22 protein-coding genes are annotated in these 25,298 nt (G+C 74.5%); 11 read left to right on the top strand and 11 right to left on the bottom strand.

What is annotated here, in order from left to right; genetic code table 11:
- Window positions 1-74 precede the first annotated feature (74 nt).
- The gene (locus ACIOWN_RS16615; RefSeq protein WP_362345737.1) at window positions 75-3,215 is read right to left on the bottom strand and encodes a sacsin N-terminal ATP-binding-like domain-containing protein; all 3,141 of its coding nucleotides are present in this window, start codon (window positions 3,213-3,215) and stop codon (window positions 75-77) included.
- Window positions 3,216-3,340: 125 nt separating this feature from the next.
- The gene (locus ACIOWN_RS16620; protein ID WP_362345739.1) at window positions 3,341-4,267 is read right to left on the bottom strand and encodes a DUF3027 domain-containing protein; all 927 of its coding nucleotides are present in this window, start codon (window positions 4,265-4,267) and stop codon (window positions 3,341-3,343) included.
- A 448-nt stretch (window positions 4,268-4,715) separates the two neighbouring features.
- Between ACIOWN_RS16620 and ACIOWN_RS16625 the strand changes: the two genes are divergently transcribed.
- The 4 genes from ACIOWN_RS16625 to ACIOWN_RS16640 all read left to right on the top strand — a co-directional run bounded on the left by ACIOWN_RS16625 (window position 4,716) and on the right by ACIOWN_RS16640 (window position 8,278).
- Window positions 4,716-6,149, top strand: a complete 1,434-nt coding sequence (locus ACIOWN_RS16625) for an MFS transporter (protein ID WP_362345741.1) — start codon at window positions 4,716-4,718, stop codon at window positions 6,147-6,149.
- 77 nt (window positions 6,150-6,226) lie between these two features.
- Window positions 6,227-6,700 (top strand): DUF2771 domain-containing protein, encoded by a 474-nt coding sequence (locus ACIOWN_RS16630; protein WP_362345742.1) that lies wholly within the window; start codon window positions 6,227-6,229, stop codon window positions 6,698-6,700.
- Window positions 6,670-7,434, top strand: coding sequence for a futalosine hydrolase (locus ACIOWN_RS16635; protein ID WP_362345744.1), 765 nt, complete (start codon window positions 6,670-6,672; stop codon window positions 7,432-7,434). Before ACIOWN_RS16630 ends, ACIOWN_RS16635 begins: the two co-directional genes overlap by 31 nt.
- Complete coding sequence (locus ACIOWN_RS16640) at window positions 7,424-8,278, top strand: 1,4-dihydroxy-6-naphthoate synthase (RefSeq protein WP_362345746.1); 855 nt, start codon at window positions 7,424-7,426, stop codon at window positions 8,276-8,278. The genes ACIOWN_RS16635 and ACIOWN_RS16640 overlap by 11 nt, the downstream gene beginning before the upstream one ends.
- Window positions 8,279-8,299: 21 nt before the next feature.
- Here ACIOWN_RS16640 and ACIOWN_RS16645 read toward each other — a convergent pair whose 3' ends face one another.
- Window positions 8,300-8,683 carry a cold-shock protein gene (locus tag ACIOWN_RS16645; protein WP_100568999.1) on the bottom strand — a complete coding sequence of 128 codons (384 nt, stop codon included), beginning with the start codon at window positions 8,681-8,683 and terminating at the stop codon, window positions 8,300-8,302.
- 319 nt (window positions 8,684-9,002) lie between these two features.
- On the opposite strand from ACIOWN_RS16645, the gene ACIOWN_RS16650 reads away from it, so the two are divergent.
- The gene (locus ACIOWN_RS16650; protein WP_326803011.1) at window positions 9,003-9,257 is read left to right on the top strand and encodes a hypothetical protein; all 255 of its coding nucleotides are present in this window, start codon (window positions 9,003-9,005) and stop codon (window positions 9,255-9,257) included.
- On the opposite strand, the gene ACIOWN_RS16655 is transcribed toward ACIOWN_RS16650, so the two are convergent.
- Together ACIOWN_RS16655 and ACIOWN_RS16660 are read right to left on the bottom strand one after the other, a co-directional pair.
- The gene (locus ACIOWN_RS16655; RefSeq protein WP_362345748.1) at window positions 9,254-9,880 is read right to left on the bottom strand and encodes a haloacid dehalogenase-like hydrolase; all 627 of its coding nucleotides are present in this window, start codon (window positions 9,878-9,880) and stop codon (window positions 9,254-9,256) included. The genes ACIOWN_RS16650 and ACIOWN_RS16655 overlap by 4 nt on opposite strands.
- Before the next feature lie 82 nt (window positions 9,881-9,962).
- Window positions 9,963-10,937, bottom strand: coding sequence for a hypothetical protein (locus ACIOWN_RS16660; RefSeq protein ID WP_362345750.1), 975 nt, complete (start codon window positions 10,935-10,937; stop codon window positions 9,963-9,965).
- Window positions 10,938-11,055: 118 nt separating this feature from the next.
- On the opposite strand from ACIOWN_RS16660, the gene ACIOWN_RS16665 reads away from it, so the two are divergent.
- On the top strand, window positions 11,056-13,719 hold the full coding sequence (locus tag ACIOWN_RS16665; RefSeq protein ID WP_362345752.1) for a helicase-associated domain-containing protein: 2,664 nt from the start codon (window positions 11,056-11,058) through the stop codon (window positions 13,717-13,719).
- 192 nt (window positions 13,720-13,911) lie between these two features.
- Window positions 13,912-15,558: a DNA repair helicase XPB gene (locus tag ACIOWN_RS16670; RefSeq protein ID WP_358730889.1), complete on the top strand. Its 1,647-nt coding sequence runs from the start codon at window positions 13,912-13,914 to the stop codon at window positions 15,556-15,558.
- Here the strand turns inward: ACIOWN_RS16670 and ACIOWN_RS16675 are convergent.
- Both ACIOWN_RS16675 and ACIOWN_RS16680 read right to left on the bottom strand, forming a co-directional pair.
- Window positions 15,513-16,703, bottom strand: a complete 1,191-nt coding sequence (locus ACIOWN_RS16675) for a glycosyltransferase 87 family protein (RefSeq protein WP_401982579.1) — start codon at window positions 16,701-16,703, stop codon at window positions 15,513-15,515. The genes ACIOWN_RS16670 and ACIOWN_RS16675 overlap by 46 nt on opposite strands.
- Window positions 16,704-16,720: 17 nt before the next feature.
- On the bottom strand, window positions 16,721-16,906 hold the full coding sequence (locus ACIOWN_RS16680) for a hypothetical protein (RefSeq protein WP_398143955.1): 186 nt from the start codon (window positions 16,904-16,906) through the stop codon (window positions 16,721-16,723).
- A gap of 654 nt (window positions 16,907-17,560) precedes the next feature.
- Here ACIOWN_RS16680 and ACIOWN_RS16685 point away from each other — a divergent pair.
- Window positions 17,561-19,561 (top strand): HelD family protein, encoded by a 2,001-nt coding sequence (locus ACIOWN_RS16685; RefSeq protein ID WP_401982655.1) that lies wholly within the window; start codon window positions 17,561-17,563, stop codon window positions 19,559-19,561.
- Here ACIOWN_RS16685 and ACIOWN_RS16690 read toward each other — a convergent pair.
- Both ACIOWN_RS16690 and ACIOWN_RS16695 read right to left on the bottom strand, forming a co-directional pair.
- The gene (locus ACIOWN_RS16690) at window positions 19,549-21,114 is read right to left on the bottom strand and encodes a lysostaphin resistance A-like protein (protein WP_401982581.1); all 1,566 of its coding nucleotides are present in this window, start codon (window positions 21,112-21,114) and stop codon (window positions 19,549-19,551) included. The two genes, ACIOWN_RS16685 and ACIOWN_RS16690, sit on opposite strands and share 13 nt — an antisense overlap.
- A 110-nt stretch (window positions 21,115-21,224) precedes the next feature.
- Window positions 21,225-21,947, bottom strand: coding sequence for a copper homeostasis protein CutC (locus tag ACIOWN_RS16695; RefSeq protein ID WP_401982582.1), 723 nt, complete (start codon window positions 21,945-21,947; stop codon window positions 21,225-21,227).
- A 122-nt stretch (window positions 21,948-22,069) separates the two neighbouring features.
- Here ACIOWN_RS16695 and ACIOWN_RS16700 point away from each other — a divergent pair, with 122 nt between their 5' ends.
- Together ACIOWN_RS16700 and ACIOWN_RS16705 are read left to right on the top strand one after the other, a co-directional pair.
- Complete coding sequence (locus ACIOWN_RS16700) at window positions 22,070-22,714, top strand: hypothetical protein (protein WP_401982584.1); 645 nt, start codon at window positions 22,070-22,072, stop codon at window positions 22,712-22,714.
- Between the two features lie 28 nt (window positions 22,715-22,742).
- Complete coding sequence (locus ACIOWN_RS16705; protein ID WP_401982586.1) at window positions 22,743-23,810, top strand: GNAT family N-acetyltransferase; 1,068 nt, start codon at window positions 22,743-22,745, stop codon at window positions 23,808-23,810.
- Here ACIOWN_RS16705 and ACIOWN_RS16710 read toward each other — a convergent pair.
- Together ACIOWN_RS16710 and ACIOWN_RS16715 are read right to left on the bottom strand one after the other, a co-directional pair.
- Window positions 23,792-24,070: a DUF4031 domain-containing protein gene (locus ACIOWN_RS16710; protein ID WP_326803022.1), complete on the bottom strand. Its 279-nt coding sequence runs from the start codon at window positions 24,068-24,070 to the stop codon at window positions 23,792-23,794. The genes ACIOWN_RS16705 and ACIOWN_RS16710 overlap by 19 nt on opposite strands.
- 25 nt (window positions 24,071-24,095) lie before the next feature.
- Entirely contained in the window at window positions 24,096-24,479 is a 384-nt protein-coding gene (locus ACIOWN_RS16715) for a hypothetical protein (protein WP_362345762.1), read from the bottom strand.
- Window positions 24,480-24,571: 92 nt separating this feature from the next.
- Here ACIOWN_RS16715 and ACIOWN_RS16720 point away from each other — a divergent pair, with 92 nt between their 5' ends.
- Complete coding sequence (locus ACIOWN_RS16720) at window positions 24,572-25,198, top strand: DUF3887 domain-containing protein (RefSeq protein WP_362345763.1); 627 nt, start codon at window positions 24,572-24,574, stop codon at window positions 25,196-25,198.
- Window positions 25,199-25,298 lie beyond the last annotated feature (100 nt).

Raw genomic sequence — 25,298 nt, forward strand, 5'->3', positions numbered from 1 at the left:
GACCGGCACGTCGGCCGCCCTTGAGACGCTCGGATCCGGCGCCCCGCGAGACAGCGGCTATTCGGTATACAGGTTCAGTCGAACCAGCGGTCCCGTGCCAGTTCCCCCGTCCGGGACGGGTCCTCCAGGAGTGCCGCGACCTCGAAGCGGCGCGGCCACTGGCCCGACGCCCAGGCGAGGCCGGCGGCCACGCCCTCCAGGGTGGCCGCGTGCAGGACGCCGTCGGAGGTGAGACGCCAGTCCAGCCCGGTGCCGTCGACGACCAGTTCATCGTGCTCGACGTAGGTGCGGGGAGTGCGCGCGCCGAGCAGGACCCGGACCGGCTCCGGCACGTCGTGCTCGGTGCCCTCGGAGTCGACCTCGCCGGTGACGGACTCGCTCAGCCGCCGCACCTGGAACAGCTCGGCCAAGTCGGCGGCCAGCGCGGGCCGTACGGGCAGCAGCGGGACGCCCCCGGTGAACGGCAGCAGGTCGGGCGAGTCGCACACCACGGCGTCGGCGGCGTCCACGACCTCCACCCGGCCGTCGACCACGGCCCGCACCTCGTCCGGCAGCGTCACCTGTTCCGGGTCGAGTTCGGCCAGCGCGCCGTACAGGGCGTGCAGTTGCGCGGACGTCACAGGCCGCTCGGGGTCGGCGAGCCGTTCCAGCAGCTCCGCGGCACCGCCCGGTTCCTCGAGCAGCGCGGCGACGCTCGTACGCACGCCGAGCGCCCGCAGCACCTGCTCGTCGTCGAAGCCGGTGGCGTCGGCCTCCTCGTACAGTCCGCGCAGCAGCGGGTCGGAGCCGGCGGCGCGCAGGCCGGCCGGGCGGCGCCCGCCGAGCACCGGATGCCCGCGCAGCCACCAGGCGGTGTACGGCCGGACGATCTCGTGGGTGCCGTCGGGCAGCAGGATCCGCACCGGCTGGGTGAGCGCGTCCCGCAACGGCGGCTGGGCCAGCAGCGCGAGCGCCCGGGGCCACTGGTCGTCGTCGACGAGGTCCAGGTCGCGCACGGCGACGATCTCGGTGGCGACCGGCGGCACGGGGGTGTCCGGGAACCGGTCGAGCAGGTCCTCGCACCACACGTCGACCGCGTCGAGCAGCCCGGGGTCGTCCGGTTCGGGGAAGTCCCCTTCGCGCGGGTCGAGTTCGTCCGGGTCGAGGACGACGTCCGTGGCCCGGACCAGGGCGAAGCCGGCGAGCACACCGCACGCGGCGAGTGGCTGTTCTCCCCACTTCCCGGCCAGCTCGTCGTCCACAGCCGGGAGTTCGCCCTCGCGCATGAGGCGGGCGAACGGGCTTCCGGGCAGGACGAGTTCGCCCGCCGGGGCGAGTTCGCCGTCCTCGTCGGGCAGGGCGAGCGCGCCCAGCCAGGGCTCGTCACCGGGTTCGAGTCCCGCGTCCCGGACCAACGCGAGGACGGTCTCGGCGAGTTCCTCGGCGTCCGGGGTGTCCTCGTCCCATCCACCGGTGTCCTCGTCGAGGGAGGCGGCGACGGCGGCCCGCACCTGCGGGGTGGTGAGCACGGCACGCGGCGTCGCGGGCAGGGCGCCGAGCTTCTCCAGGAGGGGATGGACGGCGTCCGGGTGGGCGACCTTCAGACCGAGCCGGGCCAGCAGCTCCGGGTCGGCGAGGGCGGCGCCGGCTACGGGCAGCAGGACCTGCCGGGGGCCGATGGTGGTACGGCTGTCGGCCAGCGGCACGGGCAGCCCGGAGAGCCGGTCGGGGTCGACGCCCGCGAGGCTGTCGTACAGGCTCCTCCACCAGCCCGGCTCCTTCTCCAGGCCGGCCAGCCGGTCGACGGCGTCGGTCAGCGGCAGGCGGGCCACGCCCAGCGTGCGCAGTTCCACGCGCCGTTCGAGTCCGGCTGGCAGCAGGGTGGGCAGCACCTCGGCGAGGACGCGCACGGTGTCGGCGCCGGCGCCCTCGACCACCTCGGCGTCCCGGGGGCGGAGGGTTTCGGGCAGGTCGGAGTCGTCGTCCTGATGGGCGGCGGCCACGGCCGCGGGCGGCAGGAAGGAGGTGCGCGGCAGCCGGTCGAGGATGGCCTGCCGCAGCGCGCCGTCCAGTTCGCCCTTGCCCAGGGGTCCCGGCACGAGGCCGATGACGCCCTCGGTCACCGGCCGCCAGCCGGCGAGGAGTTCGGCGTAGGCGTCGGCCGCGCGCTGCACGAGGAAGTCGGTGAGCGGGCCGGGCGCGGTGTGGCGGCGGGTGCTGTCCAGCGGGAACGAGGCGATGAGCAGGGCCGGCACGCCGAGGGGTTCCTCGCTGGGGGTGGGCGCGTGGACGACGGGGCTGGTGCGCGGGCGGGCCGGGCTGCCGTCGGCGTCGACCGGGACGGCCCAGGTGACCGACCAGTGCGGGCGCAGGCGCTCCTCCACCGGGCGGTCGGCGAGGAGTTCGGGCGTGAGCGGGCCGTGCGCGCCCGCGGTGCGCCAGCGGGTCGTGCCGGTGGGGGTCCGGAGGGTGTCCTCCACGACGGTCAGGGCGCCCTCGGTGCGGCGGCGCAGGGTGCGCGGTGCGGCGTCGCCGATCTCGACCACGACCTCCTCGAGCCCGGGCAGGGCGAGGAGCAGGGCGTCGTCGACGGCGTGCAGGAGGCGTTCGGCGAGGTCGGCGGCGGCCGCGTCGCGCAGGCGCAGGATGACGACCGTGTCGTAGGGGCCGGGCGCGGTGCCCTCGGCGGCGAACGGCAGCCGCAGCAGCGGTACGTGGCCTTCGCGGCGGCGGATCTCGTCGCCGAGGCCGGGGCTGTGCCGTGCGGTCTCCTCGGCGAGCGCGCGGGCCTCGGCCAGCGACCACCGGACACCGCCGTGCCGGCCGACGACGGCGGGCTCGTCGGTGACGGCGAGGACGGCGGCGAAGCCGACACCGAAGCGGCCGACGGCGCGGTCGCGGGCGTCGTCGCGCTTGGCGGAGGCCCGGAGCGTGGCCAGCGACTCCACACCGGCCGCGTCGAGCGGGGCGCCGGTGTTGGCGGCGAGCAGCACGCCGTCGCGCAGGGTGAGCCGCAGCCGGCCGGGCACGTCCGCGCGGGCGGCGGCGTCGGCGGCGTTCTGCGCCAGCTCGACGACGAGCCGGTCCCGGTAGCCGCCGAGGACGAGGTCCTCCTCCGCGTTGGCGTCCTCACGGAACCGGGCCGGGCTGGTGGCCCAGGCGTCCAGCACGCCGCGGCGCAGGCGCGCGGTCCCGAACGGATCCCCTCCGGCGGACGGCTGCACCAACATGCTCACGTTCACTCTCCTCATCGGCGTGACGACGAAGGTACCGCGCATGGGAGAGGCCATTCGCCCGGCGGACGGCCGGACCGGCCAGGACCGGTCACGGGGCAGGCCGGGGCCTGCCTGTCCTGCCCGTCCTAGGAGTGCCCCAGCTCGGCGGTCTCGTCGTCCCCGGTCACCGGAACCGAGCCGGAGTCCTCGGCCGGACGCAGCGGGAAAAGGTCCACGCGCGTCTCGTCGATCACCGGCGGGGGCGGCTGCGGGGGCTTGGGCATCACCGCGGCCTCGGAGTGCCCGCCGCAGCCGTACGTCAGGGAGACCACGCGGCCGTCGGCCGGGGAGAACTCGTTCGCGCACACGCCGAAGGCCTGGCCGAGCGAACCGCCGATCGGCACCAGGAAGCCGCAGCTCACACAGGCCGCCGGGGCCGCCTGTGCCATCGGGGTCTTCGCGCCGAAGCCCTCCTCCCAGCGGTCGGCGGCGACATGCAGGCCGTAGCGGGACAGGACCCGGGCGCGGCGCATGCCCAGTTCCTCGGCGACCGCGGAGATCGAGCCGCGGGACGGCGCGGTGGGGAGGTTGCTCGGCGGGCCCGCCGTGACGTCGGCGTCCTCCGCCTCCACCAGCTCGGCCATCTCCCCGGAGACGGCGGCGTTCGGCGCGGGCTCGTCCTCGCCGAAGTAGCCGGGTTCCAGGCGGAGGTCCTCGGCGTCGGTGGGCAGCAGGTCGCCGGGGCCCATGTCGCCCGGGCGCAGGCGCTCGCTCCACGGCACCCACTCGGGGGCGAGCAGCGCCTCCGGGCCGGGGAGCAGGACGACCTCGTCCAGGGTGACGATCTTGGCGCGTGAGGCGCGGGCCACGGTGACGGCCCAGCGCCAGCCCCGGTAGCCGAACTCCTTGCACTCGAAGAAGTGCGTGACGACCCGGTCGCCCTCGGAGAGCACTCCCGCGTGCTCGCCGACGACACCGGGCGCGGCCGCCTCCTCTGCTGCGGCCCGGGCGAGGTCGACGGCCTCGGCGCACAGGCGGTCGGGGGTGCGGCTTCGCGTGGTCGCTGCGCTCACAGGTATCGCTTCTCTCCTACGCCGTCTTTCGGGTGCGCCGGCCTGAAGGCGGCGGGGCGGACGGAGCGGACCCTGGGACCGCGTCGACGTCCGCGCCCGATCGCGCTCGGGCGCACCTACGTCATCCATTCTGCGGTATGCCCGTAAGGCGCGCGGTCGAGAACGTTCGCCACGGCGCGCTACGCACGCTACCTTCTCGCCGCCGCTCGGCCTACACCGACGTTGTCTTCACCGCGCCGCACCGGAACTTTCCCACGGCCGTCGGCCCCCGCCGAACCGCGCCGGGAACCCACCACCGCGCACGCGGCCCCGCCGGGTGCGGGACGGTCCCGCCGCCGCGGGCGCCGCCGCGTGTGCCGGGGCCGGGTGGGTGGGTTCGGGCTGTCGGGTTGGTCGCATCCGCGCCGCCATGGCGCTACCCGTGCCCTTTCCGGGGCAGTATGACGGGGTGGCAGCCGCGAGGACGCCCCCGGGAACCACCGGCGTCGGTGGGGGCAAGGGGGTCAAGGGGAGCAGCCGGGGCAGCGGTTCGGGCCGGTTCGGCGGGTCCGTCCGCGCGGTCGGGCGTGCCCTGCACCTGCCCGTGACCGGAGCGGTCCGCGGCATCCGCAGGGCGACCAACGCCCACGGCGCCGGCGAGTCCGGGCTCGGCCGGCTGATCGAACTGCACGCGGTGAACGGCGCCGGCGACGTCATGATCACCGTGGCGCTCGCCTCCACCGTCTTCTTCTCCGTCCCCACCGACGAGGCCCGCGGCCGCGTCGCGCTGTACCTCGCCATCACCATGGCGCCCTTCACGGTCCTCGCGCCGGTGATCGGTCCCCTCCTCGACCGCCTTCCGCACGGCCGCCGCGCCGCGATGGCCGCCGCGATGCTGGCCCGCGCCCTGCTCGCGCTGATCATCGCGGGCGCGGCCGCCAGCGGCAGCCTGGAGCTGTACCCGGCCGCGCTCGGCGTGCTGGTCGCCTCGAAGGCGTACGGCGTGGTCAGGAGCGCCGTCGTACCCCGGCTGATGCCACCCCGCTTCTCCCTGGTCAAGGCGAACTCGCGGGTCACCCTCGGCGGGCTGCTCGCGACCGGCCTGGCCGCCCCCATCGGCGCTGGCCTGCAGACCCTCGGCCCGCGCTGGCCGCTCTACGGCGCCTTCGTGATCTTCGTCGCGGGAACGTTCCTGTCCTTCGCCCTGCCCCCGAAGGTCGACTCGGCCAAGGGCGAGGACCGGGCGCTGCTCGCCGCGGACGAGCAGCATCTGCGCGGCCCGCGCCGCAAGCCGCTCAAGCGGCCCGGCCTGCGCACCGTCGGCACGGCCGTCACCCACGCCCTCGCCGCGAACGCCGCCCTGCGCTGCCTGTCCGGATTCCTGATCTTCTTCCTCGCCTTCCTGCTCCGTGAGCACCCGCTGACCGGCGAGAGCGCGGCGGTCTCGCTGGGCATCGTGGGCGTCGCGGCGGGCGCGGGCAACGCGCTGGGCACGGCGGTCGGGGCCTGGCTGAGATCGCGCGCGCCCGAGATCATCATCGTGACCGTCGTCGCCATCGTCCTGGGCGCGGCGGTCACGGCCGCGGTCTTCTTCGGCGCGTTCCTGGTGGCCTGCCTGGCCGCGATCGCCGGCTTCGGGCAGGCGCTGGCCAAGCTGTCCCTGGACGCGCTGATCCAGCGGGACGTGCCCGAACCGGTGCGGACATCGGCGTTCGCCCGTTCCGAGACACTGCTGCAGGTGGCCTGGGTGCTCGGCGGCGCGATCGGCATCGTGCTGCCGCTCAACGGCGTGCTGGGCCTGTCGGTGGGCGCCGGGCTCGTGGCCGCCGGCTGGCTGCCCACCGTCCGCGGCCTGCTCGCCTCGGCCCGCCACGGGGGGACCACACGGCCCCGGGTGGCGTGAGGCGCCGTACCGCGGCAGTGGGGCACGTCGCACCCCCGCGTGGGCGGGGGGCCGGGCGCGCCCGATAGCCTTCGGCCATGACCACGCTGCATTCCGCCGTGCGACGCCGCCGCGCCGTCGCCGCTGCCGGCGCCGTTTCCGCCGGACTGCTCGCGCTGTCGGCCTGTTCCAAGCCGACCCCGCTGGCCACCCTCACCGTCGGCAGCTCCTCGGTGAGCTCGGAAGCCAACTGCTACAACGACGGCAACGCGCTCAAGACCGCCGACCTGGCCAAGTGCCTCAAGTCCAAGGACATCAAGACGATCAAGGTCGACCCGGACGAGACCGTCCGCTTCGGCGTCGATCCGAAGATCGCGGACACGGGCTGGACCATCCTGATGAACGGTCAGCCCCTGACCGACTCCAGCACCAAGACCTACCGCACCATCCCGGGCAGCGTCTTCTTCAACGCCCAGTACGGCGCCAGCGGCAACTCGACGCTGGTCTCCATCAAGGAGGGCGAGAAGGACGTGCGGGGTCTGTGGTCCTTCAAGCTGACCAAGAACTCCTGACCACGTCCTCGCCCCGTGTCCTCGTCACCACCGCCGTCCCCGTCGAACGGGACGCGGTGGCACGGGCGTTCGCCGGGCCCGCGCGTGAGGAGCCGCTGCCGGCGCTGCCCGGTGCGGCCCTGCACCGGCTCCCCGGGCCGCCCGCCGTCGACGTGATCGCCGCCGGTGTCGGCCCCGCCCTCGCCGCCACGACGACCGCCTCCGCCCTGACCGCCGCCGCGCTCGGCGGCGCCCCCTACGACCTCGTCGTCTCGGCCGGTATCGCCGGCGGCTTCGCGCCCCACGCGCCGGTCGGCTCCCTCGTCGTCGCCGACGAGATCACCGCCGCCGACCTGGGCGCCGAGACCGGCGAGGGTTTCCTGCCGGTGACCGAACTCGGCTTCGGCACCGTCACCCACCGTCCGCCCGAAGCGCTCGTACGGGCGATCGCGGCCGCCGTCCCGGCCCGTACCGGCACGGTGCTGACCGTCTCCACGGTGACCGGCACCGCCGCCCGCGCCGACGCCCTGCGCGCCCGCCACCCCGGCGCCCTGGCCGAGGCCATGGAGGGGTTCGGAGTCGCCGAGGCGGCCGCCGCGCACCGCGTCCCGGTGCTTGAGGTACGCGCGGTCTCCAACCCCGTCGGCCCGCGCGACCGCGCCGCCTGGCGCATCGGCGACGCCCTGGCCGCCCTGACCGAGGGCTTCGGGAAGCTGGCGCCCGTCCTCACGAGTTGGAACCCACATGAGCCCTGACAGCAGCCGACTGCGGATCGCCCACTCCCCCTGCCCCAACGACACGTTCGTCTTCGACGCGCTCGCCCACGGCCGCGTCCCCGGCGCGCCCGCGCTCGACGTCACCTTCGCGGACATCGACGTCACCAACGGCATGGCCGAGCGCGGCGAGCTGGACGTGCTGAAGGTGTCCTACGCGGTGCTGCCGTACGTCCTCGGCGAGTACGCGCTGCTGCCGTGCGGCGGCGCGCTGGGCCGGGGCTGCGGGCCCCTGGTGCTCACCAAGGAGCCGGAGGCCGATCTCACCGGCCGCACGGTCGCGGTGCCGAGCGAGAAGTCGACGGCGTACCTGCTGTTCCGGCTGTGGGCCGCGGACACGGTCCCCGGCGGGGTCGGCGAGATCGTGGTCATGCCGTTCCACGAGATCATGCCGGCCGTCCGGGACGGGAAGGTCGACGCCGGTCTGGTGATCCACGAGGCGCGCTTCACCTATCGGAACTACGACCTGCACAAGCTCGCCGACATGGGTGAGCACTGGGAGCACACCACCGGCCTGCCGATCCCGCTCGGCGCGATCATCGCCAAGCGGTCGCTGGGCGAGCGGACGCTGACGGGCCTCGCCGACTCGATCCGGGCGTCGGTGCGCGCCGCCTGGGACGACCCGGAGGTCTCCCGGCCGTACGTCATGGAGCACGCCCAGGAGATGGACCCGGCCGTCGCCGACCAGCACATCGGGCTGTACGTCAACGAGTTCACCGCCGGCCTCGGCGAGGACGGCTACGCGGCGGTCCGCGGGCTGCTCACGCGCGCCGCGGCCGAGGGACTCGTACCGCCCCTCGGCCCGGACGCGCTCGCTTTTCCCTAGGGGGTGTCCGACCCCGTCGGGTCATACGTCCAGCTGGTCGGCGACCGCGCGCAGCAGCCCGGCGACGTTCTTGCCGGACGTCTTGTCGGGGTAGCGTCCGCGCTCCAGGGTCTGCGCGACCCCCTCCAGGAGGGTGGTCAGGTCCTGCACGATGGACGCCAGCTCGTCCGGCTTCTTGCGCTGGGCGGCGGCGACCGAGGGGGTCGGATCCAGGAGCGTCACGGAGAGGGCCTGGTCACCACGCTGACCAGCGACCACCCCGAACTCCACCCGCTGCCCCGGCTTGAGCGTGTCCACTCCGCCCGGGAGCACCGAGGAATGGACGAACACGTCGCCGCCGTCGTCGCGGGAGAGGAAGCCGAAGCCCTTCTCAGCGTTGAACCATTTGACCTTGCCGGTAGGCAAAGCACGCACCCCATCTCACCGGTCAGCCGAACCACAGTTGCCGCAGGTCAGGCTATCTAGCGCTTGCTCGTGCCTGCCGTTGTCCCGAAGCCTCCCCAGCTCTTTACCCGCCGTCGAGCCCGCCCACTCCAGTCGGCCGAACCTGGCCGATCGACGTGGGCGCGCCCGCTCCCGGGTGGGGGAGGCAGGGGATATCTCAGCACATGAGGGGGCGGCCGCGGCAACCCGAATTCGCGCAGAGTGACGACACCGGGACAGTAGGCGCACCGGACGGCGGACGTCCCGCGGCCGCTTCGCCGTGAGGACCTATCCTGGTGGGGTGCGTGACCAGACCCGAACCCCTTCCGAACCCACGGCCGGTGACCGGCTGGTCCGTGCGGGTGCCATCGTCTTCTTCGTCGGCGCGGTGGCCACCGCGGTGACGCTGGCGCCGCTGTTCCTCGGCGCGAAGCCCTTCCCGACCTACATGTTCGGGCTGAGCATGCTCATGGGCGTCGGCTTCCTGATCGCCGGTGCGGGCGTGCTCCGGTCGATCGCGGCGGGCCGCCGCCAGGCGCGCGGCGACTCCCGTTAACGGCTGAGCAGGGCGCCGCCGGCCGCGAGCCAGTCCGGGAACGCGGTCAGATCCGGGAGCACGACGTCCGCGCCCGCCGCCCGCAGTTCCCCCTCGTCGCACGGCCCGGTGGCCACCGCCACCGACAGGGCGCCGGCCGCCCGGGCCCCCCGCACGTCCCCGACGTGGTCGCCGACGTACACCCGGGCGCCGTACTCGCGCAGCGCCTCGGCCTTCTGCTCGGCCCACAGATCGCCGATCACCGCGTCCGGCTCGATGCCGAGGTGCTCCAGGTGCAGCTTGGCGTTCGGCTCGTACTTGGCGGTGACCACGATCGCCCGTCCGCCGGCCCGCCGCACGGCCTCGATCGCCTCCCGGGCGCCGGTCAGCGCGGGCGTGGCAAGGACGGCAGTCGCCGGGTACAGCTCCCGGTACAGGGCCCCCGCCGCCTCCACCCGCTCCGCCGGGAACCAGTTGACCAGTTCCTCCGCGAGCGGCGGACCGAGCCGTGTGACCGCCAGGTCGGCGTCGATGTACGTCCCCGTCCGCGCGGAGAGCTCCAGGTAGCAGGCGCGGATGCCGGGGCGGGAGTCGATGAGGGTCATGTCGAGGTCGAAACCGACGGTCGGCGGGCGAGAGATCATATGGGCCATTGTGCCCAGGGGGCACGGCCACGAGACCTCAGGCCCGTGTGACCTACACCTACTTCCGGCGGTGTGCTCGTACCTACTTCCGGCGCTGCGAACGCCATACCAGGAACAGCGCCGACAGCACGGCCGCGGCCCGGACCACCCACGGCCAGGTCTGGGCGACCGCGTCGTTCATGTGGCCCTCGGCGATCGGGGTGCCCCAGCGGTCGTCGGTACGGCCCCACAGCCAGACCGCCCAGGAGGCGAGCGCCAGGCCGGGCATGCCGACGACGGCCCACTTGGACTCCGTGGGGGTCAGCCGGCGGGAGGCGTAGGCGATGACCCAACCGAACAGCAGGGCGTACCAGTTGCCCAGGACCGCGCCGGCCACCAGCAGTCCGGCCGCGAACAGCAGCAGCGGATTGCTCCGGCCCGTCAGCAACGGGGGCAGCGCGAAACGCCGGCGCCCGGCGGGCGCGTCCGGCCCGGCCGCCTCCACCGGCTCCGCGGCGCCGGCCGCGGGCGCCGGCTCCGGCTGCGCGGGCTCCTTCGCCGGCGGGGGCTTGAGCAGCTCCGGGATCTCCACCCCGCCCATGAAGCCGGGTACCTCGTCGGCCGTCGCCGGCGTCCCCTGCGCCACGCCCCACCACTCGGAGCGGCTCGCCGGGCCGCCGAGCTCGTCGGCGGTCGCCAGGTGCGGCGGGGAAGGGCCGTCGGACGGCACGGGGTCCGTCCGCGGCGGACGCGGCCGCGGTACGACCTTGCGCAGCCCCTTCGACCGCGCCTGCTCCGCCTCCGGTTCACGCTGCGCGGGCACGGCCGGGGCCGCCGCCCCCGGTCCGGCGCCGGTGCCCGCCGCCGCGACGACGTCGTCGGGGCTGCCGAGCCCGTCGAGGATGCGCCGCACGGCGGCGGGACTGTCCACGGCGGCCTTGGCGCGGCGCCGGTCGATCTCGTCGCGCAACTCCGCGACCAGGCGCATCCGGGTGGCCGAGGACAACTGGCGTTGCTGAGCGACGTCCCCGACGCGACTCAGATACTCGTAGACGACCTGATCGCTCTCGATCCCCACGAAGCCCCTCCGGGGTGGCTGGCCGATGACCCCGTTGGACGACGTTACCGCCTCCCGCGCGGTGCCCGGTGCCGCCGTACGGGGCCGGGCGCGACTCGCACCCGGTACCGTGAATCGGATGAGCAGCGATGAGAAACCGGCGGCCCCGCGTTCGCTCGCGGAAGCGCTCCGCGCGCGCGACGACGCCTCCCTGGCCGCGCTCCTGCGCAGCCGCCCCGATCTCATCACCCCGGTCCCGACCGACCTCACCCAGCTCGCCACCCGCGCCGGGACCCGCGCCTCGGTGGTCCGCGCCCTGGAGCGGCTCGACCGGTTCGCCCAGCAGACGGCCCAGGCCCTCGCGGTGGCCGGCGATCCGGCCACGTACGAGGAACTGCTCGGTCTGATGGCCTCCGACAGCCGCGATCCCGTCGTCGCCGCCGCGCTGCCCCGCGCCCTGGGCACCCTGCGCGAGCAGGCCCTCGTCTGGGGCGGCGACGACCGGCTCCGCCTGGTGCGCACGGCACGCGAGCTGCTCGCGCCGTCGCCTCAGCACCCGTCCCCGACAGGGCTCGGACCGACGGTGCGGGAGGCCACGGCGGGCATGTCGCCGGGGCGCATCCAGGAGATCGTGACGGCCGCCGGACTGCCCTCGACCCACGACTCCGTCTCCGCCGTCGCCTCGCTCACCGACCTGTTCACCGACCGCGAGCGGATGTCCGCGCTGCTCGCCGAACTGCCGGGCGACTCCCTCGAGGTGCTGGAGCGCCTGGTGTGGGGCCCGCCCTACGGCCAGGTCACCCCCGACCCGGCGCCGCGTCTGCGGCTGCTGCTGGACCGCGGGCTGCTGCTGCCCACGGCGCCCGGAACCGTCGTCCTGCCCCGTGAGGCGGCACTGCACCTGCGCGGGGGCCGCGCCCACCGCGCGACCGAGCCGGTGCCGCCGGCCGTGGAGGCGGCCGCGACCCACCGACCGCAGATGGTGGACGCGACGGCGGCGGGGCAGGCGTACACCGCCCTGGCCACCGTGGAGGAACTGCTGCGGGACTGGGACGAGGGCGGCCCGAACGTGCTGCGCGCGGGCGGGCTGAGCGTGCGCGACCTCAAGCGCACCGCCGTCGCCCTGGACGTGCCCGAACCGGCGGCCGCCTTCTGGGTCGAACTCGCCTACGTCGCCGGTCTGCTCGCCTCCGACGGCGAGCCCGACGAGCGGTACGCGGCGACCCCGGCCCACGACGAGTGGCTGGAGCGGCCCGCCGCCGAACGCTGGGCCCACCTCGCGTCGGCCTGGCTGGCGGCCACGCGGACCGCGGGGCTGGCCGGCGGACGGGACGCCAAGGACCGCACGCTGTCGGCGCTCGGCCCCGGCCTCGACCGCTCGGCGGCGCCGGAGGTACGCCACCGGGTCCTCGCGCTGCTCGCGGAACTGCCGCCGGGCACCGCGCCGGTCGCCGAGTCGGTACCGGCCCGGCTGCGCTGGGAGCACCCGCCGCGCGGGGCGCGGCAGGAGGACGACCTGCGCAGCCGCCTCGCCCGGTGGACGCTGTCCGAGGCGGAACTGCTCGGCGTCACGGGCCGGGGCGCCCTGTCCACCCACGGCCGCGCGCTGCTGGGCGCGTCGGCGCCCGCGCCGGGAGGGCCACCTGCGGGCGAGGGCGGGCGTGGTCCCGGCACGCGCGCCGAGCCGGCCACGGACGCGGGCGAGGCCACGCCCGCGAGCCCCGGTGACAAGCTGCCCGTGCGCAAGCACCACCGCCCGGAGGGAACGCCCGGCGCCCTGGGACCCCAGTCCCCGCCCGCCGTGCTTCCGGTCCCGCCGGTCCACCCCGCAGCTCCCGACTCCCCCGCCGAGCAGGCCGCTGCCGTCGCCGAGGCGGCCCGGGTCCTCGCTCCGCTTCTGCCCGAACCGCTGGATCACGTGCTGCTCCAGGCGGATCTGACCGCGGTCGCGCCCGGGCCGTTGCGGCGGCCGCTCGCCGAGACGCTGGGCGTGCTCGCGGACGTGGAGTCCAAGGGCGGGGCGACCGTCTACCGGTTCACCCCCGCCTCCGTACGCCGTGCCCTGGACGCCGGCCGCACCGCCTCCGACCTGCACGCCTTCCTGGCCGCGCACTCCCGTACGCCGGTGCCGCAGCCGCTGGCGTACCTGATCGACGACGTGGCCCGCCGGCACGGCCATCTGCGGGTCGGCGCGGCCTCGGCGTACGTGCGCTGCGACGACGACGCGCTGCTGAACGAGATCCTCGCCGACAAGCGGTCCGCCGGGCTGGGCCTGCGCCGCCTCGCGCCGACCGTGCTGGCCACGCAGGCCGACCCGGCCGCGCTCCTGGAGGGCCTGCGCGCGATGGGCTACGCCCCGGCCGCCGAGTCCGCGGCGGGCGACGTGCTGATCACCCGAGCGCACTCCCACCGCACCCCGCCGCGCACCGCTCCCGACCCGGTCCCGGAAGGCCCGCCCGTCCCGGACGCCGTGCTGCTGTCCGCCGCGGTCCGCGCCATCCGGGCCGGCGACCTGGCCTCCACCGCACCGCGCAAGCCGACCGCGGCCACGCGGGAGGACGGCGAGCTGCCGCGCACCGGCTCCGCCGAGACCCTCGCCACCATGCAGGCCGCCGTCCTCACCGGCGAGTCCCTGTGGATCGGCTACGTCAACGCCGAGGGCACCGCGAGCCAGCGCGTCATCGCGCCGATCCGGGTCGAGGGCGGCTTCGTCACCGCCTACGACCACACCGCGGACGAGGTCCGCACCTACCCCCTGCACCGGGTGACCGGGGTCGCCGAACTCGCCGACGACTCCGCTTGAGCCCTTCCTTCCGCGCCCGGGGTCAGCCCGCCGGGCCCGGGATCGAGACGGGGAAGAAGGTGAGGAAGACGGTCCGGGCGGCGGGCCGCGCGCCGCCGGCGCCCGTGGCCGGCGACCGCCGACCGCGGGAGCGGCGCGAGGCACCACGAGTAGGGCACACTGGACGTTTGACCAACGGAAAGGGCGCTGCGCGTGAATGGTCCCCTGATCGTCCAGTCGGACAAGACCCTGCTTCTCGAAGTCGACCACGAGCAGGCCGGCGACTGCCGTCGGGCCATCGCGCCGTTCGCCGAGCTGGAGCGGGCGCCCGAGCACATCCACACCTACCGGGTCACCCCGCTCGGCCTGTGGAACGCGCGCGCCGCCGGGCACGACGCCGAGCAGGTCGTCGACGCCCTCGTGCAGTACAGCCGCTACCCGGTGCCCCACGCGCTGCTCGTCGACATCGCCGAGACGATGGACCGCTACGGGCGGCTGACCCTCAGCAAGCACCCGGCGCACGGCCTCGTCCTGACCACCACCGACCGGCCGGTCCTGGAGGAGGTGCTGAAGTCCAAGCGGATCGCCCCGCTGGTCGGCGCCCGCATCGACCCGGACACCGTGGCCGTGCACCCCTCCGAGCGCGGGCAGATCAAGCAGACCCTGCTGAAGCTGGGCTGGCCCGCCGAGGACCTCGCCGGATACGTCGACGGCGAGGCGCACCCGATCGAGCTGCGCGAGGACGGCTGGGCGCTGCGGCCCTACCAGAAGCAGGCCGTGGAGAACTTCTGGCACGGCGGGAGCGGCGTCGTCGTCCTGCCCTGCGGGGCCGGCAAGACCCTGGTCGGCGCGGGCTCGATGGCGCAGGCGAAGTCCACGACGCTGATCCTCGTCACGAACACCGTCTCGGCCCGGCAGTGGAAGCACGAGCTGGTGAAGCGGACCTCGCTGACCGAGGACGAGATCGGGGAGTACAGCGGCACCAGGAAGGAGGTCCGCCCGGTCACCATCGCCACCTACCAGGTGCTGACGACCCGGCGGAAGGGGATCTACCCCCACCTGGAGCTGTTCGACTCCCGCGACTGGGGGCTGATCGTCTACGACGAGGTGCACCTGCTGCCCGCGCCGGTCTTCAAGTTCACCGCGGACCTCCAGGCCCGGCGGCGGCTGGGACTGACCGCGACCCTGGTGCGTGAGGACGGCCGCGAGTCGGACGTGTTCTCCCTGATCGGCCCCAAGCGGTTCGACGCGCCCTGGAAGGAGATCGAGGCGCAGGGCCACATCGCGCCCGCGGACTGCGTCGAGGTCCGGGTCAACCTGACCGACTCCGAACGGCTGGCGTACGCGACGGCCGAGACGGAGGAGAAGTACCGCTTCTGCGCGACCACCGCGACCAAGCGGAAGGTCACGGAGGCGATCGTCCGCCGCTTCGCCGGCCAGCAGATCCTCGTCATCGGCCAGTACATCGACCAGCTCGACGAACTGGGCGAGCACCTGAACGCGCCGGTGATCAAGGGCGAGACGTCCAACGCGCAGCGCGAGAAGCTCTTCGACGCCTTCCGCGAGGGCGAGATCAGCGTGCTGGTGGTCTCCAAGGTGGCGAACTTCTCCATCGACCTGCCGGAGGCCACGGTCGCCATCCAGGTCTCGGGCACCTTCGGCTCCCGCCAGGAGGAGGCCCAGCGCCTCGGGCGGGTGCTGCGCCCGAAGGCCGACGGCCACCAGGCCCACTTCTACTCGGTGGTCGCCCGCGACACCATCGACCAGGACTTCGCCGCCCACCGCCAGCGGTTCCTGGCCGAACAGGGCTACGCCTACCGGATCATGGACGCCGACGAACTGCTGGCGGAGGAGGGCTGACCCGTCCGGGTCCGGCCGGACCACTGTCTGCGGTACGCCAGCGCCACCGCCCCGAGCAGGACGAGGCCCAGCAGGGGATAGGGCGCGGCCAGGGGCTGCTGCCACCAGGACAGGCGCAGTTCCACGCCCTTGTTGGGGACCGTCCACAAGGTGCGGGCCGTGAACACGGCCACGGTGACCGCGGCCCAGCCGCGGCGGCCCTCGGCCAGGAGCACGGCGATCAGCGGGACGCACCACACCCAGTGGTGGGACCAGCTGATCGGTGAGACCAGCAGCGCGGTCAGGGCGGTCAGCAGCACGCCCCAGCGCTCCCGCCGCACCCGGCACGCGAGCCACAGTCCGGCGGCGGCCACCGCGACGGCGGGCAGGATCCAGGCGAGGCCGGGCGACGGCTCCCCGAGGAGCCGTGCGACCAGGCCCTGGAGCGACTGGTTGGCGATGATCCACGGCTTGCCCACCCGGCCGGTCTCGAACAGGCGGCGCGTCCAGTAGTCGACGCCGGCCGCGGGCAGGACGAGCACCCCGACGGCGACCGTGCCGGCGAACCCGGCCAGCGCCGCGGCCGCCTCGCGGCGCCGCCCCCGCAGCAGCAGGTACACGATGAACAGGCCCGGGGTGAGCTTGATGCCGGTCGCGACACCGATCAGGACACCCTTGCCGCGGGCTCCGGGCGGCCGGGTCAGGTCCCACAGGACCAGGCAGGCGATCGCGAGGTTGATCTGCCCGTACACGAAGGTCTGGAAGACCGGTTCGAGCCAGACGGCGAGCGCCGTCGCGGCGCACAGCAGCGGGAGCCCGGCCCGGCGGCCGGCGAGCCGCGCGGAGAGGTGGACGAGCCAGGCGAGCAGGAGCGCGTTGCCCGCGAAGAACGCCGCTCTCAGGGCCGCGGCGGGAAGCCACACCGTCGGCACGAACAACAGGGCCGCGAACGGCGGGTAGGTGGCCGGCAGCCGGCCCCGCGTGACCGTGAAGCCGTAGAGGTCGCGGCCGTGGACGACCGCCGCGCCCTCGGCCTGGTAGACCACCGCGTCCGCCATCTGCACCCGCTGCACCGCGAACAGGGCCGCCAGGGCGGCGAGGGAGACGACGAGGAGGGCCAGGGCGGGTGCTGCGGGTGACCGGAAAGTCACCTTCCGTGCTGTCACGAACCGACCCTAGTTGCTCACTTGCGGCGTACGCCCGCCTCCTCGCCGTACTCGCCGAGGACGACCACGTCGAACAGGGCGCCCGCGAACACCTTGACGGCGTGCAGGGCGTCGCCCAGGGCGTGGTGACCGGGGCCGTCCTGGACAGCCGTGGCGCCGGCCGGGCGGGCGGCGGGAGCGGGGTGGATGGTTGCTGCGCTCATGTCTCCATGGTGAATGCGTCGACACCGGTCCGGCATCGGTCTGCGGACCGGCTCTCGCCACCCCCGTGTACCCCTCCGGAGGGACCGCGACCCCTACGCCGGGCGGACGCGGCCCCCTAGGGCCTCTCGTTTGGATCATGCCGGGCTCGCGGGCCCTGGCACCGCACCTCGCGGCGTTGTCGTCGGTTGTCAGGGCTCCGCCCTGCCGCCCTCCTCCGCCTTGCGATGCACGGCACCAGACCCCGCTCCCTGATCCGGCCTGATCCAACCGAAAGACCCTAGGGGAGGGCGATCACGGCGCCCGCGGGCGCGGCAGGCGAAGGCACCGGGGGAGAACCGGCTGGCACACACGCGGCCCCGCGTCCTAGAATCCACCCTCTTGCCCGCCTCCCCCTCCGGGAGAGCCGCCGTCCGGACGGAAACCGGCCGGCAGATCCCGCCGCCGCGCGGCGCAGCCACACGGCACCATCCCACGGCACCCGCCTGCCCCGAAGGCCTTCCGGAGGCACTCCCTTGTCGTCCCTGTCGTCCTCGCCGACCTCGTCGCTGTCGCAGTCGTCCGCGCCCGCCGGTCCCGCACCCGAGCGCCCCGCCGACGACCCCCTCGCCCGCGAGCGCGCCCACCTGTCCGACTCCCGCGCCGCGCTGCGCGCCATGCGCGAGGACGTGGAGTCGCTCGACATCCGGGACGTCACCGCGAACTGGGTCAACGCCGAGGTGCTCGCCCGCCAGATCGACGAGCGCATCAAGGCGCTGGCCGACCTCAGCGACACCCCCCTGTTCTTCGGGCGGCTGGACTACCTGCACAGTCCTGGCGCGGACCGGGCGGAGGGCGCCGAAGGGGAACGCCCGCGGCCGGAGGCCGCTTATCAAACACTGCACATCGGGCGGCGGCACGTGCACGACGCCGAGGGCGACCCCATGGTCATCGACTGGCGCGCACCGGTCTCGCAGCCGTTCTACCGGGCCTCCAAGAAGGACCCGATGGACGTCGGGCTGCGCCGCCGCTTCGGCTACACCGGCGGCGACCTCACGGCGTACGAGGACGAGCACCTGTCCGACCCGGCTGAGCCGTCGGGGGCCGCCACCACCAGCAGGCTGCTCCAGCAGGAGATCGAACGCCCGCGTGTGGGCCCGATGCGCGACATCGTGGCGACCATCCAGCCCGAGCAGGACGAGATCGTGCGGTCCGGGCTGTCCGGCACCGTCTGTGTCCAGGGCGGCCCCGGCACCGGAAAGACCGCCGTGGGCCTGCACCGCGTCGCCTACCTCCTCTACGCCCACCGCGAGCGGCTGGCCCGCACCGGCACCCTCGTGATCGGGCCGAACCGGTCCTTCCTGCACTACATCGAGCAAGTGCTGCCCGCACTCGGTGAGTTGACCGTCCAGCAGGCCACCGTCGACGATCTCGTGGCGCATGTGGAGGTGCGGGGCGCGGACGACGCGGCGACCGCGATCGTCAAGGGCGACGCCCGGATGGCCGAGGTGCTCCGCAGGGCGCTGTACTCCCATGTCACGATGCCCACCGAACCGGTCGTGGTGGTGCGCGGCTCCCGTCGCTGGCGCGTTCCCGCGTACGAACTCGAGGACATCGTCAGCGAGTTGCTGAACCGGGGCATCCGCTACGGCGCCGCCCGCGAGGCACTGCCGCAGCGGATCGCGCACGCCGTGCTGGTGCAGATGGAGCGGGCGGGCGAGGCCCCCGACGACCGCGTGCAGGACGCGGTGGCCCGCAACGCGGCGGTCAAGGCGGCCGTCAAGGCGGTCTGGCCTCCGGTCGACCCGGCGAAACTGGTGCTGCGGCTGCTGACGGACGCGGACTTCCTCGCCGAGCACGCGGACGGGATCCTCACCGAGGAGGAGCGCAAGACGCTCCTGTGGGCCAGGCCCGTACGGTCGGTGAAGTCGGCCAAGTGGTCCGCCGCCGACGCAGTACTGGTCGACGAGGCCGCCGACCTGGTGGAGCGCACCCACTCCCTCGGGCATGTCGTCCTGGACGAGGCGCAGGACCTCTCCCCCATGCAGTACCGGGCGGTCGGCCGGCGCTGCACGACCGGCTCCGCGACCGTCCTCGGCGACCTGGCCCAGGGCACCACGCCGTGGGCCACCCGTACCTGGGAGGAGGCGCTGGCGCACCTCGGCAAGTCCGACGGCCTGATCGAGGAGCTGACGGCGGGCTTCCGCGTGCCGACGGACGTCATCACGTACGCCTCCCGGCTGCTGCCGCACATCGCGCCCGGCCTCGCGCCCGTCGCGTCGGTGCGTGAGAACCCGGGTTTCTTCGAGATCCGCCCCGCCGCCGGGGACGCCGACGTGGTCACCGCCTGCGAGGAGTTGCTGCGCAACGAGGGCTCGGTCGGCCTGATCGCCGCCGACGCCCGCGTCCCGGCCCTGACCGAGGCCCTGACGGCGGCCGGCCTGCCGTACCTCGACCCCGGCGCGGAGACGACGGCCGAGACCCGCCTCACCCTGGTCCCGGCCTCCCTCGCCAAGGGCCTGGAGTACGACTACGTGGTCCTGGACGAGCCCCGGTCCGTCGTCACCGGCGAACCCGACGAACGCACGGGCCTGCGCCGCCTGTACGTGGCCCTGACCCGAGCGGTCTCGGGCCTGATCGTCACCCACGCGACCCCACTGCCCGATCAGCTCTCCTGAGCCCCGCCGGGCTGCTGGGGGGACGGGTCGGCGGGGGCGGGGGCAGCGGGGTCGGTCCCCTCGGGGCCGAGTGCGTCACCGGTCGCAGCAGGACTGCGCCCATCCGGGCCGGGCGCGTCTCCGGGCACGGCGGGGCGGGGCACGGCGGGGCCGGACGTGTCGCCGTGCGCAGCCGAACCGGACGCGGCGGAACTGGTCTCGGCGCCGGGCTCGGCGGGGCCGGGCGCGCCGGGCGCAGCCGAACCGGACGCGGCGGCACCGGACGCGCCGCCGAGCGCGGCGGATCCGGGCCCATCAGCGCCGGAAGGCGCGGCGCCGGGCCCCGCAGGGCTGGTCCCACCAGGGCCGGACGGCGCTGCGCCCGGCGCGGCGGCCGGGCCGGGGACGGTCGCGTTCGGGGGCGGCGGCGGGTACGGGCCGGGGTTGCCCTGCGGCGGCGCGTAGGGCCACTGCGCACCAGTCGGCGGCGTGTACGCCCCATGGGCACCCGGCTGCTGCGGGTACGGCCACGGCGCTCCGGACTGCTGCGGGTACGGTCCGTACCCGGCCGGCGCCTGCTGCTGGTACGGCCCGTAGGCCCCCGGCACCTGCCCATACGGCCAGTACGCGCCCTGCGGCGAGGCGTGGATCGGCTCGGGGGTCGGGGCGGACAGGTGCTGTGGGTGGCGTCGCCGGGCCAGCCGCAGCACGATCGCGGCGAAGAGCAGTACCGAGACCATGTCGATGAGGGCCAGTTGCCAGGAGGCGTCCGCCGCCGTCTCGTCGGAGGCCAGCCCGTCCACGTACGCGGCGGACACGCCGAAGGCCAGCAGGTTGTTCAGCGCGTGCAGGGCGATGGACGCCTCAAGGCCGCCCGTGCGGATCGTCAGCAGCCCCGCCACCACTGCGAAGACCAGAAGGTCGGCGAAGCCCCACGGCGTGCCCCAGCCGTGCGCGGCCGCGAAGAGCACCGCCTGCGGCAGCACCGCGAGCCACGGGGACCGGAGGTACGCCCCGGCCGCCTGGAGCAGCCAGCCGCGGAAGACGTACTCCTCCGCCGCCGACTGCAACGGCACGAGGACAGCCAGCATGGCCAGGGAGACGAGGAACGTCTGCCACCCCGCCCACACGTCGGACCCGCCACCGTCGCCCTCGTCGCCCGGCAGGAAGCCCGCGACCACCGGCAGCAGCACCATGGGGGGCACGGCGGCCAGCAGGCACCAGCCCAGCCAGCGCCAACGCGGCCGCCCGGTGACGGAGGCCACCGTGCCGGCCGGGCGCCGGCCCAGCCAGAGGACGACCAGCAGGACCAGCGGCAGGTCCAGGGCTATGAACGCCAGGTCGAGGCCCGTGTTCGCGAGCGGACCGAAGTCGGCGCCGCCGTCCGGCAGTTCCGGGTAACCGGCGGCCCAGCCGATCTCATCGGTGATGAGGTAGAGGACCCCGGTGGCCAGGAGCGATACGAAAGTCAGCACCACCGTGCCGACGAGTGGCCGCCACCAGCGGTGGTGAGGTGAGTAGCGGGCCATGCGGTGATAGGGCAGCCCTGTGGGGTCAGGGGACGTTGCTGTCATGAACGACATCGTGCCTGGCCGGAATGGGCCAGGCGTACGAATTACCCGGACCCGGGCCTGAACCCGGACCCGGACCCGGACCCACGCTCACCCCGGCCAGGCACCGCCTCTCAGCCCGTGGGCTGCCGAACCCCCGCCCCGTCCAGCACCGCGCGCCACTCCGCGACCGCCTCGACGGAGACCGGTCCGTCCCAGCCGTCGGGGCGGGCCGCACCGCCGATGTGGAAGGCGCCGATCCCGGCGGTGAGCAACGCGGGCACATGGTCGAGCCGCAGGCCGCCGCCGACCATGATCTGCGGCTGGTAGCCGGGTTCCCCGCCCCGCGCGGCCTCCGCGATCAGTGTGGGCAGCCCCTCGTCCACGCCCGAGGCGGCGCCCGCCGTCAGATACGCGTCGAGCCCCGGCAGCCCGTCCAGCCGCTTGCGCAGCACGTCCCGGTCGGCCGCGCGGTCGATCGCCCGGTGGAAGGTCCACGGACAGCCGTCCAGCTCGGCGACCACCCGCTCGACGGCCCCCAGGTCCACCCCGCCCTGCTCGTCCAGGAACCCCAGCACGAACTCCTCGGCGCCTGCCGCCCGCATCTCCCCCGCGACCCCCGCCAGCCGGTCCAGACCCCCGGCACCCCCCGCGCCGAACCCGTCCGCGAGCCGGATCATCACGCGCAGCGGAATGTCCACGGCGGCGCGGATCCCGGCGACGGTACGGACCGGCGGGGTGAGCCCGTCGGCCGCCATGTCGGTGACCAGCTCGAGGCGGTCCGCGCCTCCGGCCTGAGCGGCGACCGCGTCCCCGGCATCGAGCGCGATCACCTCCAGGACTGCACGCATGCTCATAGGAGCCCTTCCCTCGTTTCCCCTGAAGCGGACAGGTCTAGTCCAATCTAAACCTACGCCCACCCACCACCGGGCAAACCGACCCGGCAGGAACACCGTCCGGCAACGGTGACAATGACCGTATGGCCGATCTCGACGCCCTGCGCCTCCGCTGGACCCGGGCCCTGGAGGGTGCCCGGGGTCCCGGTGGTGGCCCCGATCCCGTGCCGTATGCCGACAACCTGCTCGCGCGGTGGCAGGAGCCGCAGCGGCACTACCACACGCTCACGCACCTCGCCGCCGTCCTCGACCGCGTCGACGTGCTGGAGCGGTACGCCGACGATCCGGACGTAGTGCGGCTGGCTGCCTGGTTCCATGACGCGGTCTACCTGCCCGAGCGGTCCGAGAACGAGGAGCGGTCCGCGCGGCTCGCCGAGCGCGCGCTGCCCGAGGCCGGGGTCCCGGCCGAGAGGACCACCGAGGTCGCCCGCCTGGTCCGGCTCACCGTCACCCACGACCCGGCCGACGACGACCGTGACGGCCAGGTGCTGTGCGACGCCGACCTGGCGATCCTGGCCGCGTCGCCGTCGGCGTACGCCGCCTACGCGGCCGGGGTCCGCGAGGAGTACCACTTCGTCCCGAACGACGCCTTCCGCGAGGGCCGTGCCTCCGTCCTGCGGCAGCTCCTCGCCCTGCCCCGGCTGTTCCGCACCCCGTACGGGGCGGAGCACTGGGAGGCGACCGCCCGCTACAACGTCAACTCCGAGCTGGAAATGCTGTCGCTCTGAGGGCACCACCGCCCCTACCCTGCGCCGTATGGGTACATGGGGCGGAGAACAGGTGGAGCAGGCCGTCGCGGGCGCCGTGGCGCTGCTGGGCACGGCGACGGACCGGGACTGGGACGGGGCGACGGCCGGACGGCTGGAGTGGAGCTGCCGGCGGACGGCCGAGCACATCGCGAGCGATCTCCTCGCGTACGCCGGGCAGCTGACCGGGCGGGCGCGGAGCGCCTACGTCCCCTTCGGGATCACCCTCGACGAGGGCACCGGAAACGCGGACGTCCTGGACGTGATCGAGACGACCGGCGCCCTGCTCACCGCCGCCGTCCGCACCACCCCGCCCGAGGTCCGGGCCTTCCACCCGTACCCCTTCCGCAGCGCGAACCGCGAGGGCTTCGCCGCGATGGGTGTCGCCGAGGTACTGCTGCACACGCACGACATCGCGACCGGCCTGAACCTGGCCTACGAGCCGCCCGCCGAGCTGTGCGAGGACGTGCTGACCCGGCTCTTCCCGCACGTCCGGCCGGGCTCCGCGCCCTGGCCGACGCTGCTGTGGGCCACCGGCCGCGGCGACCTCCCCGGCCGGCCGCCGGTCACCGAATGGCGCTGGAGCAATCCGCCGGCCATCCCCGCCGGCCGGCTCACCCTGGAGGGTGTCACCCCCGCCGCCGCCCGCGATCTGGGCGCCGGCGGTGACGGCGGGTTCACGTGGGCCGAGGGCGGCCCCTACGAGGGCACGCGGGACGCCGCCGGGATGACCGTGAAGGCGTACGAGGCCGGGGTGCACCGGCCCGAGTGGGGGATGTTCGTGCTGGTGCGGCAGGAGGACGGCCGCGCGGTCGGCGGCATCGGCTTCCACGGTCCGCCCGACGAGGAGGGGCGCGCGGAGGTCGGTTACGACCTCGCCGTGTCCGCCCGCGGCCACGGCTACGCGACCGAGGCGCTGCGCGCGCTGTCGGCCTGGGCGCCGGCCCGGGACGGCCTGCGGACGCTGATCGCGACCGTGGACCGGCACAACGTGCCCTCCCAACGCGTCCTGGCCCGCGCCGGTTTCGTCGCCGTGAGTGAGGGCGAGGAGGAGATCTCCTACGAACTCCGGCCCTGAACACGGCGCTTGGGGCGGCGCAGCCCGGCGGCGTACAGCAGCCGCACCACCTCGCGGCTGCTGACCTCGACCGCGCCGGCCGTCACCGCGTCGGCGTACCGGTGGGAGGGCAGGTCGTAGTGGTCCCGCTCGAAGGCCCGGCGGGGCACTCCCAACCCCTCGGCGAACGTGTGCAGTTCGTCGTAGGAGACATCGCTGACCAGGTGGGACCACATACGGCCGTGGCCCGGCCAGGACGGCGGGTCGATGTAGAGGGTCATGGCGCGGCCGCCCGGCGCGGCGCCGTCACGACGTCGCGCTCCGGCCGGTCGCCTCCGACAGGGCGCCCACCGCCGCCACCTTCACGCCCGCCTTGGCGCACACCCAGTGCGGGTCGGGCCCGAGTTCCGGCTCGACGTCCAGCGCGTGCGGGTCGCCGTAGCCGCACACCGGGCACAGCGGCCAGCGGCCGTACCTCTCCAGGAGCGCGTCCTGGACGTCCTGCGCGACCAGACCCGCGACGTACCGCGCGCCTTCCGGCCACTGCTCCACCCACCAGCGGCGCTGGACGACGGAGTCCTCCACGAGCGAGACCACGTCCGCGTCGGCGACCTCGCCGGCGACCAGGTCGGCGAGCACCAGGGCGCGGGCGGCATGCAGGGCCTGCTCCAGGGGGCTGATGGGTTCCATGTCCCCCATTGTCACCCGGAAGTCACGGACCCGCCGTCATCGACGTAAACAAGTTATTGACACGCGTGCGGCCGTAAAGGCACCCTTTACGCGTGACCGATTCCCTCCCCCTCACTTCCCTGAGCGCGCGGCTCGCCGAGCACGCCTCGGCCCTGGCCTCGGCGGCGCGCAGCCCGTTAACCGCACCGGACTACCTCGAACTGGTCCGGCGCGCCCAGGAGATCGACGGCCTGGCCGGACAGGTGCTGAAGCTCTGCGTGCAGCAGAGCCGGGACGCGGGCCACACCTGGCAGGAGGTCGGGGACCTGCTCGGAGTCACCCGCCAGGCCGCCTTCCAGCGGTTCGGCAAGCCCATCGACCCCCGAACAGGAGAACCCATGGACAAGACAGTGCACATGACCGACGCCGCGGAGCGCGCCCTCGACATCGTCACGGCCGTCCTCGAAGGCCGGATGGACGACGCCCGGCCGTCCTTCAACGCCGAGGTCCTGGCGGCCTTCACCGACGAGGTACGGGGCAACGCCCTGGCCGGCGTGGCCGGCCTGGTCGGCGCGTTCGAGGGCTTCGGCGACGGCGAGCCGTTCGTCCGGCGCATCGGCGACCACACCGTCGTGGACATCCCGCTGCGCTACGAGACCGGTGAGATGAAGGCCCGGGTCGCGTTCGACATGGACGAGAAGGTCGGTGGAATGCACATCCTCCCGCCCGAGACGCCGTGACGGCCGGGACACCTGGGACGCCCTGATCCGGCCGCTCCGCCTCCCCCGTTCTCTCCCCCGCAGCTCTTTCCCCCCGCAGCTCTTTCCCCCAACGCCTCTC

Origin of the sequence: Streptomyces sp. NPDC087787, from assembly GCF_044743035.1 — a bacterium.
Taxonomy (GTDB): Bacteria; Actinomycetota; Actinomycetes; order Streptomycetales; family Streptomycetaceae; genus Streptomyces.